9 protein-coding genes are annotated in these 12,027 nt (G+C 43.3%); all 9 read left to right on the top strand.

Annotated features, from left to right (window positions below):
- Positions 1 to 32 precede the first annotated feature (32 nt).
- The 9 genes from G588_RS0100110 to G588_RS0100070 all read left to right on the top strand — a co-directional run bounded on the left by G588_RS0100110 (position 33) and on the right by G588_RS0100070 (position 12,021).
- Positions 33 to 227 (top strand): hypothetical protein, encoded by a 195-nt coding sequence (locus G588_RS0100110; RefSeq protein WP_022776720.1) that lies wholly within the window; start codon positions 33 to 35, stop codon positions 225 to 227.
- 138 nt (positions 228 to 365) lie between these two features.
- Entirely contained in the window at positions 366 to 1,955 is a 1,590-nt protein-coding gene (locus tag G588_RS18515; RefSeq protein WP_196804913.1) for a PP2C family protein-serine/threonine phosphatase, read from the top strand.
- Positions 1,955 to 5,725 (top strand): hypothetical protein, encoded by a 3,771-nt coding sequence (locus G588_RS0100100; RefSeq protein WP_022776718.1) that lies wholly within the window; start codon positions 1,955 to 1,957, stop codon positions 5,723 to 5,725. Before G588_RS18515 ends, G588_RS0100100 begins: the two co-directional genes overlap by 1 nt.
- Positions 5,725 to 6,207: a GNAT family N-acetyltransferase gene (locus G588_RS0100095; RefSeq protein WP_022776717.1), complete on the top strand. Its 483-nt coding sequence runs from the start codon at positions 5,725 to 5,727 to the stop codon at positions 6,205 to 6,207. Before G588_RS0100100 ends, G588_RS0100095 begins: the two co-directional genes overlap by 1 nt.
- 153 nt (positions 6,208 to 6,360) lie before the next feature.
- Positions 6,361 to 7,908, top strand: coding sequence for a ribonuclease Y (rny, locus tag G588_RS0100090; protein ID WP_022776716.1), 1,548 nt, complete (start codon positions 6,361 to 6,363; stop codon positions 7,906 to 7,908).
- A 107-nt stretch (positions 7,909 to 8,015) separates the two neighbouring features.
- Positions 8,016 to 8,621, top strand: coding sequence for a hypothetical protein (locus G588_RS0100085; protein WP_022776715.1), 606 nt, complete (start codon positions 8,016 to 8,018; stop codon positions 8,619 to 8,621).
- Positions 8,622 to 8,743: 122 nt separating this feature from the next.
- Entirely contained in the window at positions 8,744 to 9,115 is a 372-nt protein-coding gene (locus tag G588_RS0100080) for a metal-dependent transcriptional regulator (RefSeq protein WP_022776714.1), read from the top strand.
- 57 nt (positions 9,116 to 9,172) lie between these two features.
- A complete protein-coding gene (locus G588_RS0100075; protein WP_022776713.1) occupies positions 9,173 to 10,576 on the top strand; it encodes an RsmF rRNA methyltransferase first C-terminal domain-containing protein in 1,404 nt (467 codons plus the stop codon).
- Positions 10,573 to 12,021, top strand: coding sequence for an exo-beta-N-acetylmuramidase NamZ family protein (locus tag G588_RS0100070; RefSeq protein WP_022776712.1), 1,449 nt, complete (start codon positions 10,573 to 10,575; stop codon positions 12,019 to 12,021). The genes G588_RS0100075 and G588_RS0100070 overlap by 4 nt, the downstream gene beginning before the upstream one ends.
- The last annotated feature ends 6 nt before the right edge of the window (positions 12,022 to 12,027 follow it).

The raw sequence follows: 12,027 nt of genomic DNA, 5'->3' as shown, positions 1-12,027 counted from the left end.
TTCGTATAAATAGTCAGAAGGAGGTACATATTATGGACGGAAAAAATAAACAAATGGATGATAATGCCCTTGAAAAGATTACTGGAGGAGTTGGGAACATAAATATCGAAGGCGGGGATGGAACTGATCTTCCTCAGTTTCCGGAGATGCCTTCTGTTATTCCGGGGTGGGAAAATCCTGCAAAGCCGAAAGATGTTCCGGGGAGTCTTAACGGAATAGGAAGGTAAACTAAAAGGAGAGCTGAAGTATTGCAAAAAGACAGGCGCTCACTTCAGGTTGTCGCCTTCAATACTATACTTTTAATTTCAACGGCACTAATACTGCTGATTGGGGCGGTAACACTTTTAAACAATTATATTGTCAAGATGAAGGAGTACAAGAGAGAGACAGCAAACATTATGGAATATGCGGTCTCTCTTCTTGGCGCGTCTTACCTTGAAAAAGCCTATAATTCAACAAAAAAGCTCTACAATGATCTTCCGGAAGAAATCGCAAAGGATCAGTTTTCAGAAGAGTATATTGACTATTTTTTGGAACTGATAGATGAGGATTTCTGGAATGCCTATGACAGTCTGGCGCTTATAAGGGAAAAGAATAAGCTTGCAAGCCTGGACTTTATTTTCCTTGATCAGGAAAGGAAACGGGCTGTTTATGTAATTGATGGCTCCGATATTGAAGAGGCGTATATACCGGGGCAGTGGCTTTCTGAAGAAGACAATGGCATAGACACACCGGAGCAGATGGATAAAGTGGCATCATCAAAGTATAAGATTTATGTGGGATACGGAGATGTAAGTGGATGGATAGCCACTAATTATCTAAAAGTATACGATGCCAATGGAGAATTTCTTGGTTACTGTACCTGCGATATTAATGTCACAGACTTCATCAAGGACCTGATTGTGGAAGCTATTGTCTACATTCTTATCTGCATGATACTGATCGCCATAGTGGCATATAGGGTAAGCTGTATCATGAGGAAAAAAATGATCATCCCCATTAATACTCTTGCCATGACAGCTGAGGAATATACAAAAAGAGATAAAGCTGTCGAGGATGAGGACAAGCTGTTTTTTGAAGGGCTTAACATCCATACAAATGATGAGATAGAAACGCTATATCATTCACTTGCTGATATGGAGCTGGACATAAAAGAAACTATGGGGCGCATAAGAATGATGACTGCGGAGAAAGAGAAAGCCGCAGCTGAGATGGATCTGGCAGCCAGGATTCAGGTCAGCATGCTTCCCGGCAACTTTCCGCTGTTTCCTGACCATAGCGAATTTGATATCTATGCGTCTATGGACCCTGCCAAGGAAGTTGGCGGAGATTTCTATGATGCATTTCTTATTGATCCGACGCATCTTTGCCTTGTTATAGCAGATGTGTCCGGAAAGGGTGTTCCTGCAGCACTTTTCATGGTGATATCCAAAACCGTTATAAAGCATAGAGCCCGTATGGGCGGTAGCCCTTCGGAAATAATTGAAGATGTTAATAAAACACTGTGCGAGGGTAACAGCGAGATGATGTTTGTTACGGTCTGGCTGGCTATTCTTGATATTACTACCGGAGAAATGATATCGGTTAACGCAGGGCATGAGAACCCTGTTCTGATGCGAAAAAACGGCGAATGCGAACTGATAAAAACGGTGCACGGTATGGTTCTTGGCGCTGTGCCCGGTTTAAAGTATGAGAATGAGTATTGTAATCTGAGCGAAGGAGACAGATTTTTTGTATATACAGACGGACTTCCCGAAGCCACAAACAGTCAGGATGAAAGGCTGACAGAGCCCGTAATGTTTGAGATCATCCAAAAACACAGTGCTGACGATAACAGAATGTTACTGCAGAATATACGCAGTGACGTAGATGCTTTTGTAAAAGATGCTCCTCAATTTGATGATCTTACTATGCTGGTTATTGAATATAAAGGAAAAAGTGCAGGAGATAATTAATGCTGGAACATAGCCAATTAGACAATCTTCATAGGAGTTTAAATGCATCAGCAATCAGCCGTCAGCAGAATATTTCAGAACACAATCCGGTGCCTGAGCGCAAGGAGCAGGCGGTGCACAATGATCAGGTCGATCTGAATAAGATTGAAACTGAGATAAAAAAGGTCGTGTCTGACCATAAGCGAATGGCAAACTTTCAGAAGGTGATTGCCTGCGCTTTGCTTTATCAGCAGGCAACAAGCGAGGAAGAAAGAACAGAAAGCCTGCTTGCTATCCGTCAGAGCGCCGCAGATTATCTGCTTCGGAGAAAAACATCTTCCAGCCCTGAAAGAAAGGCTCTGTGTGAGAGACTTATCAGCTATATCGATGAGTATGCAAGTCAGATCAATATTTCAGTATCCCGCGATTTATCTTATATGACAGGAAATCGACATCTGACCACTGATGAGATCAATAATGAGCTCTCTCTGGCTCACGACCTTGTTAGCGATAAACCTCTGGGAGAAATAACGAAAGAGCGCAGAGAACGCTTTAAGCAGAAACTTGCTGATGTTAAGCTTACCCGGGGATATCTTAAGGACATAGAGAAATATAAGAACAAAAAGAAAGAGTTCCTTAAACAAAAGAGTGAAGCAGAAGGCCTCGCCGACGGAGTGAACGAACGCTACGATAACTGCCTGACGGATGCGATCCTTTGGTATGCAAGAGCTAATAACCTCAAGGATGAGGCTATGGCTACGATGCTCTGCCGAATGAAGGCCGATGACAACAATGACGCTGAGGGTCAAACCGGGTTGCAGCTAAAGGTAAGACAGATAGAGACCATCCTTTTTGACATCATGTCCTGGGATATGTCGGATTTTACCTTTGCAAGGACAGATGATTTTCTCCACAGAAAGGAAAAAGGAGAGACCGAGAAAGAACATTTTCTAAAGCTATACAGCAAATTACAGGTGGCTAAACACGCAGATCTTCTTCTGGGAGAAGTGCTTCGTCTGGAAAAACGATTCGATACACCCCTGGATTTTTCAAAGAAGACTTTGGAGGAGATGAAGGTCAGAATAAAAATCTATAAGGAAATAGAAAAGGACTATTCCGAGCGACTGGCAATCATGTCCTCTCCTTATTATGCTCTTTTGGAAAAAGAAGATATAGATGGGGCCATGACCGAAATAAGTAATAACAAACTCCTTGCGCTGAAAGAGGAAAAGGAAATTCCGCTCTCCCATGTTAAACGAAAAGTCCCTGCTGAATTCTCTAAATACATCGATACACTTTTTCTTAAGAAGGAGCGTATGGATGAAACAAAGATCAGTGACTATTTCACGAGACATTCAGATCTTGAGGGTGCTATCGAATATCATCTCAAAAAGAAGGATATATATACAAAGGAGAGAAAGAGCAGACTTACCCGGGAAGGTAATGAAGTACGAAAAGCTCTCGCTCAGGATGTCTTAGAGTTAAAGCAGTATAAAGAAGGCGGAGAGGCTGTTCAAAAGAATAAGGCTGAAAATATAAAGCCTCCGGTTGAAAGACAGAATATCGATAATTCCATGCGCGCAGTTCAGGGACGTTCTTTTGTTCCTGTAGAAAGACCAAACAGCAGAATAGGCCTTTGGGGGAAACTCAAGAACTATGGTATGGCCGGCGCAAGATGGATGATCGGTGCAACTGTCGGCCTTGTCGGGTCTATTGTCGGCAAGGCAATTGCGGCACCCAAACAGCTCAAGGAAAAGGAGAGAGCAGCCGGCGCCCAGAAGAAGCGGATACATGGTTTTGTTCCCGGAACCAAAGATGAGAGGTTTGCGGATGAGCACATTACAGACAGTGACGATGAAGAAAATCTTCTTTTTGATTTTAGAAGATTCCCTCTTATCTGGGAAAAAATGACTGCGGGAAATCCGGAGAGCCCACCGGAGGTGACCATAATGACAGCGCAGTCTATGAGAGGCAAAAGAGGTGCTGATATCTGGGCAGGCATGGGCCATGCCATGATAGGTCTGTCCTATAGCCGGTATAACAAAGCTACAAAGCGGAAGGAGAGATATTGCCTCAAAATGGGCTTTTACCCGGGCGGAGGACTTTCGAAAGTTAACCATCTGATGATGGCATCCGGTGCTCTTATGCAGGGGCAGATTCGGAATGATTACAATCATGATTTTGATATTGCCAGAAAGTATAAGGTAAAGACCGGCGATATAAACAGGATTCTTAAGGCAACGGAGACCTATGCAGACGGAGGCTACGGTTATTATAAGAGAAACTGCGCCACTTATGTGACGGATATGGCAAAGCTTGCAAACCTTCCTATTGCCGGCGATATAGAAAAAGAGATAATTGACTTTACAGGTGTTATCTCCAATGGGCTCAATATAGCTGTGGGAGCTAACGGCTTTGGAAAAAATATTGCAGCAAATGATATAGCTGATAAATTCCAAAAGACTGATACTTCCTATGAGAATTTCGGTCAGAAGATGACTACCAAGGAAGATCTCGACCGTTATTATGATACTGTTGATGGCGCGGATCTGGTACGTAAGGGTTACTCGCCGGGAGCTATAGGAGAGGACCTTCGAGAAGCGGATAAGGGTGAACTGACGGCTAATTACTCAGAGCATATCGAAATGGAGGATGTTCAGGAATTCCAAAATGTTTACAAGGATACAGGTGTTTTACTTGCTGAAGAGATAAGAAACAGAATAACAGAGCAGGAGGGCAGCTTAAAGAGTTACGATCAGTCAATATGTGAGATGCTTGCAAGCGGAAGCAGAATTGCAGATATAATAATGAAAAGCGGCAAAGGCGTTGCCGATGAGGCCAGAGCAAAACATAAAGAAATCAGTTCCAATATGAAGATGCTTAATGATTATTACGCCAAAAGGCTTAAGCAGGATCACCTCCTCAATGAATCATTTATGAAATACTTAAGTCTATGCGAGGTGGCGCTGAGTTTTCTGGATAATGCTTATGCCAATAACATCGCTAATGATTATAAAGGTGAAGTAGGGACAGTTTTAGCAGATTATGAGGCGGATCATGAAATTGTTTATATATCCAAAGAGAATACCGAGTATACAGTAAGTATCAGTCCGCAGATATTTATGGGCTATATTAAGATGGGCAAGACACCGACGCAGATTGTTACAGAGGGTGCTGAATATGTAAGGATAAATAATATACCTGAAGATGAGAGGACTTCCGAGGATAACAAAATGTTCAGTAAGCTTGAAAGGGAGCTTACTACTGCCACAGCCTTTGGAAAAGCCAGCCTGTTTAACCTGTATAAAGAAGAATTTACAGACAAGGACCTGGACTTCGCATTTTCAGAACTTTGCAAGCTGGAAGAAAAGAAAGAAGAGGGAGAAAGGCTTATGGGAACATTTTTCTTAGAGAAGCGTCCCTCTTATGCATATCAGGCAGTGATTCTTGAGAAGGTCATCTCGGGGCTTAGCAGCTTGAATTATCCCAAAGAAAGCAGCGATGAACAGAAAATATCGCAGATCGATGCTTTCATTTCTTCAAAAATGAGTGAAAAGAGTGAATTAATGAAGAAAATCCTGGCTGCTTATGCCAAAGGAAATGAAGAAAAATCACCTCATATTATCGCAGATTCATTTGTGCAGGATAGCCTGATAGTGTATATAAAGTCTGCATTGAAGGAAGCAGGGTATCGGAAAAGGGATATCGATGGAATATGCCTTTTTATTACCAGGATGACTCAAACAATGCAATGGATTGAAAGTGCAGTCAGTTCAGAGAGGAATAGTTGATGAATACTGTGATTTACAGTCAGATCACCGAAAAAAATCTTGAAGAATATGAACCTCTTATTCTTCCTATGGTAGTGGAAGAACTTAAACAGCAAGGAAATTTTGAGGAAAACTATCTGGCTTTGGCAGCCGATGACAAAGATGGGGCTGTGGGAGCATTGGTGGCTGAACTCGAGGATAACGGAGACATCAGCCTGCTCAGCGTTTGGACCGATGAGGAACACAGAAGGGAAGGAATCGCTTCAGGGCTTCTGCAAAAGATGACCGAGGTAGCAAGAGCTCTTTATGACTGGGAGGATAGTCAATACGGAGATGATATTCTGTTAAAGGTTATGTACTGCCTGGAGGATGAGTATCGGGAAGTGTTTGAGGAGTGGCTTCGCAGAAATGACTTCACGGATTTCCTCGTTATGAGGGACAAATCCCAAAACAGGCCGGAAATATGCGGTGCAACCGCTGAGATACATTTTTTCAGATATTGAATATCGCTACGTCAGGGAACAATATCTTTCTTGACACTGCAACATAGAAAAGGTAATATTAATATGTTGTAAAATTGTATATGGGTAGGCCATTTTGAGGCTTGATATACAAAATATTGTACAATGAAAATTGAATAAGGAGGTGCTCCTGTAATGATCGGTTATGTTATTGCAGTAGTAGTAACTCTTGTCATTTCTGCTCTTGCAACTTGGGTTTTAGCCACCAATTACCACAAAAAGGTAACAGAGGGCAAAATCGGAAGTGCTGAGGAAAGGGCAAGAAAGATTATTGACGAGGCCCTCAAAACTGCGGAAGATACGAAGCGTGAGAAACTTCTTGAAGCTAAAGAAGAAGCCATGAAAACACGTAACGACCTTGAGAAAGAAGTCAAGGATCGTCGTAACGAGGTTCAGCGTTCCGAACGTAGAGTTCAGCAGAAAGAGGAGAACGTCGAGAAGAGATCGGAAGCGATCGAGAGGAAAGAGCAGAGCTTGAATGCCCGTGAAGAGGCAATCAACAAGAAGAGTGAAGAGGTTGCGAAGCTTAACGAACAGAGAGTACAGGAACTGGAGAAAATCTCTGGCTTAACCTCCGAGCAGGCAAAAGAGTATCTTTTAAAGATCGTAGAAGATGATGTGAAGCATGAATCAGCTGTCATGATCAAGAACATGGAAGCTGAGGCTAAGGAAGAAGCAGATAAGAGAGCCAAGGAAATCGTTGTTAACGCAATTCAGCGTTGTGCAGCGGATCACGTTTCCGAGACAACAATATCTGTAGTTCAGCTGCCTAATGATGAGATGAAAGGTCGAATCATTGGCAGAGAGGGAAGAAACATCAGAACCCTTGAGACAATGACCGGTGTTGATCTTATTATCGATGACACACCGGAAGCTGTGGTTATATCCGGATTTGATCCTATCCGACGTGAAGTAGCACGTATAGCTCTTGAGAAGCTTATCGTGGACGGACGTATCCATCCCGCAAGAATTGAAGAGATGGTGGAGAAGGCACAGAAAGAAGTAGCTGCCAAGATCAAAGAGGAAGGTGAGAACGCTGCTATCGAGGCAGGTGTTCACGGACTCCATCCTGAAGTAGTTAAGATTCTCGGTAGAATGAAATTCAGAACCAGTTATGGACAGAACTGCCTTAAGCATTCTGTTGAGGTTGCTCAGCTGTGCGGACTTCTGGCATCAGAGCTTGGACTCGATGTTAGAGTTGCTAAGAGAGCAGGTCTCTTACATGATATTGGTAAGGCTGTAGATCATGAACTTGAAGGCTCACATATTCAGCTTGGTGTTGAGATATGTAAGAAGTACAAGGAATCACAGACAGTTATCAATGCGGTAGAAGCTCACCACGGTGATGTTGAACCCCAGTCTCTTATTGCTGTACTGGTACAGGCTGCTGATACAATTTCTTCAGCAAGACCCGGCGCAAGAAGAGAAACACTTGAAACCTACACATCCAGACTTAAAGAACTCGAGGATATCACTAATAGCTTTAAGGGTGTTGATCACTCATTTGCTATTCAGGCCGGCAGAGAAGTCAGAGTAATGGTTGTTCCTGAGCAGGTATCTGATGAAGACATGGTGCTCATGGCTCGTGATATTGCCAAGAAGATTGAGGACGAGATGGAATATCCCGGACAGATCAAGGTTAATATCATCAGAGAGAGCAGAGCAACAGATTATGCTAAGTAATCAGGCTGCATCGTATTAAATTGAAAATGTAGTGGAGAGGCTATCCGTAAGGATGGCCTCTTTTAAAATTACGGGGATTATAAAAGAGGAGTGGAGTCAGAGGGGATATGCGTAGCAATAAAAAAATAATCATCGCATGCGGTATTACTATAGCAATTCTGGCATTAGTATTTTTGTCACAGATCGTGAAGAATCGCGGCGGTCTCAATGTGAAATGTGAAGTGGATTATCCCGTGTCTGAAAACATGGTTCATTATCGCCAGGATGATGACAGGTGGAAGACAATACATCTGGGAGAATCCAAATACACAATGGAGTCATCAGGCTGTATAACTACCTGTATAGCTTCCGCAATTTCCGAGAGCAGTGGGGCATTATCTCCCGGAGGAGTGGCTACTCTTTTATCTGAAAACGGAGTGTTTGATGCTGCCGGAAATATGCAGTGGGGAGCTCTTGATAAGCTTCCCGGCTTTAATGCGGAAGTTTACAGTGACCTGGATTCAGGATATATAGACGAATGCCTTTCCCAGGGGAGGTATCCTATAGTGAAGATCCATAGGAAATCCCTTTTTAGTTATCATCATTTTGTGTTGATCATAGGCGCAGAAAACGGGGAATATATCTGTATGGATCCGCTTAAAGATACGTATACTACATTAAAAGACTATAGCAACAGAATTTATTCTGTAAGATGCGTCTGGTATGAACCATGATCTGAGTTATAAGTGATCATGACTTATATGAAGAGTGATATATTTTATCTGATTAAACTCTTGCATATTTTGGTTGCGTACAATACAATTAACATATTAAGACTAATGCACGGGGGTGTACTATGCACGAATCTGGTGAAGATTATATCGAGACTATATACCTTTTGAAGAAGAAAAAGGGTGTGGTACGATCAATTGATGTGGCCAATGAACTTGAGTTTTCAAGGCCCAGTGTATCAAGAGCTGTGGGCATTCTCAAGGAGAATGGCCTTATTACCATGGAAGCAGACGGTGAGCTCAATCTTACAGCTGAGGGACTTAAGGTTGCCAAGGCTGTTTACGCCAAGCACACCAATCTGACCAAGTTCCTTATGATGACAGCAGGGGTCAATGAGACAATAGCTGAGGCTGATGCCTGCAGGATTGAGCATATCATAAGCCCTGAGACCTTCAAGGGAATCAAGAAGTATATCAAGGAACACGAAGAGAAGTAAATACAAGTAAATGCTGCGCCACTGCTCTTGCGGTGGCGTGTTTATTAGTGAGGTTTTATGTTACCGGAAATATTTAAAGAGAGAATGAAAAGTTCTTTGTCACAGGAAGAATACCAGCAGTTTTTGGACAGTTTTGATGATGACGCAAGGCATCATGCCTTAAGGATCAATACATTTAAGGCTGATAAGTCTGTTCTCAACAAATTTCCTACTGCCAAAGAAGAGGTGCCCTGGGAAGAGAATGGATATTATTATGAGACCAGTGATACTCCGGGCAAGCACCCTTATCATGAAGCGGGACTATATTACATTCAGGAACCCAGCGCTATGGCACCGGTTCATTTCCTTGCTCCAAGGCCCGGAGAGAAGATTCTTGACCTGTGCGCTGCCCCCGGCGGCAAATCCACTCAGATAGCCGTTGCCATGAAGGGAGAGGGGATACTTGTAACTAATGAGATCAACAGAGATAGAGCTAAGATATTATCTCTTAACATAGAGCGTCTTGGTATAAATAATGCGCTTGTAACCAACGAGACGCCAAAGCATCTGTCAGAAGTTTTTGAAGGATACTTTGAAAAAATCCTTGTGGATGCTCCCTGTTCAGGAGAAGGAATGTTCAGGAAAAATGAAGAGGCCTTTTCCGAGTGGAGTCTCGAAAATGTCAAACTCTGTGCCGAGAGACAGGCAGAAATTCTGGATTGTGCCGAAAAAATGCTGCTTCCGGGCGGGACTCTTGTTTATTCCACCTGTACTTTTTCTGTAGAAGAAAATGAGAACACTATACTTCAGTTTATCAGAAAGCACCCTGATTTCCATGTGGTGACTGTACCGCTTGTGGGCGGAATGGAGGCAGGAAGGCCTGAATGGACTGATGCTGACGATATTGAAGCCAATGAGATAGGAAAGAGCGTAAGACTCTGGCCCCACAAGGTAAAAGGCGAGGGGCATTTCCTGTGCGTTCTAAAGAGGGACGGAGAGCTTACTTCTTCAGATTTAAGTAGATACGTTCCGGGAGGCAGGGTAAAAGAAGCGTCAAAGGCCGAGAAAAAAATATTTGAGGAGTTCGCAAAAGAGACTCTGGTGAACCCTGATGATCTTAAGGGAACAATATTTATGTTCGGAGATCAGATGTATCTGGCTCCTGAAAACATGCCTTCACCAAATGGACTTAAGGTAATGCGCCCGGGACTTCACCTGGGAACCTTGAAAAAAGATAGGTTCGAGCCCTCCCATGCGCTGGCACTTGCTCTTAGGAAAGATGAAGTACAGGCCTATGTGGATTTTGAGGCAGAAGCTCCTGAAATAGATGCATATTTGAATGGACAGACCCTGAGGGGCCTTGATAAAAAGGAAAAAGGCTGGCGTCTTATCCTGGTGGACGGCTATAGTATAGGCTGGGCCAAGGCTGCAGGCGGAATGTTAAAGAACCATTATCCCAAGGGACTAAGGATCAACCTATGATAAGAAAAACTTCCGGAAAACTGAGTTTGATCTTAGCGGTGGTAATTGCAGCAGGCACCTTGGGAGCCTGTGGTGAATCCGGGGGAACTCCTGTATCATCGCAAGGGTATTCAAGTTCTGCTTTTGAAAAGATAGAAGATGTTCAGACTGACAGTAGCAGGCTTGGAACTACAGAAGAGACCGAAAGCGATGACATAGAAACGCAGCTGATTCTTGGAGATGAGCGCTTTGAGCAGTATATTCCAATGCTTGAGGGAAAGAGAGTCGCTCTTTTTTCCAATCAGTCAGGAATCGTAGGAGATGAGTGTTCTTTCGACTACGATGCATTAGGTGAAGGAGCTGATCTCATTCACTTCGGCAAGGATGATAAGGGGAATGATGTGACCTATGGGGAACATGTCCTCGATGCTCTTATACGGCAGAATGTTGATGTGGCCTGCGTTTTATCCCCGGAGCACGGCTTTAGAGGTACCAGTGACGCCGGAGAAGGCGTGGATGATTCAATTGACCCGGCTACAGGAGTTCCGCTTCTTTCTCTGTATGAGGATAATCGCAGCAAGGCGGTTTCTGAAGATACGTTAGAGACATTTGATGTACTTGTGGTTGATATCCAGGATGTGGGACTCAGATTCTATACATATTACATCACAATGTTTGATCTTATGGACGCCTGCTCAGAGCATGGCAAATCGGTGATAATTCTTGACAGGCCCAATCCCAACGGCTTTTTGGTTGACGGACCGATCCTTCAGAATGAGCTTATTTCCAACGTGGGAAGACTTCCGATTCCGGTTGCTCATGGTATGACGCTGGGGGAGTTGGCACTTATGATTAATGGTGAAGGATGGCTACAGGCAGGGAAGGACTCCTGTGATCTTACGGTGATCACCTGTCTTGGCTATGATCATAACACAATGCATTATCTGATCAAGCCGCCATCTCCAAATCTTAAGGATATGAGAGCGGTGTACCTGTATCCTTCCACGTGCCTCTTTGAGAATACTGTTGTATCTGTGGGAAGAGGGACGGAGTACCCTTTTGAAACTTATGGAAGTCCATACCTTGCTGATATGAAAGAATACGATTATAATTTTATACCTGTGTCTATGGAAGGTGCCGTGAGCCCCATGTACCAGGATAAAACATGCTATGGCAGGGATCTGCGGACAATACCTCTTTCGGATATCCGGAATAACGGATTAAACTTAAGCTACCTGATAGATGCTTATAATGCGATAAATGAAAGCAGCTGTGAAGCAGTCTTTTGGGGCCCCAAATATAACGACGGGCATTACTGGATCGATTATCTTATGGGTACGGATAATGTCAGGCTCATGATAGAGGACGGCAAAAGTGCTGAAAAAATCAAGGCTTCCTGGAAGGAGGAACTTGATGACTTTAAAGAGAAGAGAAGGCAGTATCTGCTATACACCGATTTTGAATAAAAGAGG

This window comes from Butyrivibrio sp. AE3009 (genome assembly GCF_000420845.1).
Lineage (GTDB): Bacteria > Bacillota > Clostridia > Lachnospirales > Lachnospiraceae > Butyrivibrio.
Note: the sequence above shows the minus strand (reverse complement) of the source record. Positions and strands in the feature narration are given on the sequence as shown.

What these genes read in the sequence shown, in the direction of transcription:
- G588_RS0100110 (WP_022776720.1), top strand. Translation starts at nt 33, where the DNA reads ATGGACGGAAAAAATAAACAAATGGATGATAATGCCCTTGAAAAGATT.
- G588_RS18515 (WP_196804913.1), top strand. Translation starts at nt 366, where the DNA reads ATGAAGGAGTACAAGAGAGAGACAGCAAACATTATGGAATATGCGGTC.
- G588_RS0100100 (WP_022776718.1), top strand. Translation starts at nt 1,955, where the DNA reads ATGCTGGAACATAGCCAATTAGACAATCTTCATAGGAGTTTAAATGCA.
- G588_RS0100095 (WP_022776717.1), top strand. Translation starts at nt 5,725, where the DNA reads ATGAATACTGTGATTTACAGTCAGATCACCGAAAAAAATCTTGAAGAA.
- rny (WP_022776716.1), top strand. Translation starts at nt 6,361, where the DNA reads ATGATCGGTTATGTTATTGCAGTAGTAGTAACTCTTGTCATTTCTGCT.
- G588_RS0100085 (WP_022776715.1), top strand. Translation starts at nt 8,016, where the DNA reads ATGCGTAGCAATAAAAAAATAATCATCGCATGCGGTATTACTATAGCA.
- G588_RS0100080 (WP_022776714.1), top strand. Translation starts at nt 8,744, where the DNA reads ATGCACGAATCTGGTGAAGATTATATCGAGACTATATACCTTTTGAAG.
- G588_RS0100075 (WP_022776713.1), top strand. Translation starts at nt 9,173, where the DNA reads ATGTTACCGGAAATATTTAAAGAGAGAATGAAAAGTTCTTTGTCACAG.
- G588_RS0100070 (WP_022776712.1), top strand. Translation starts at nt 10,573, where the DNA reads ATGATAAGAAAAACTTCCGGAAAACTGAGTTTGATCTTAGCGGTGGTA.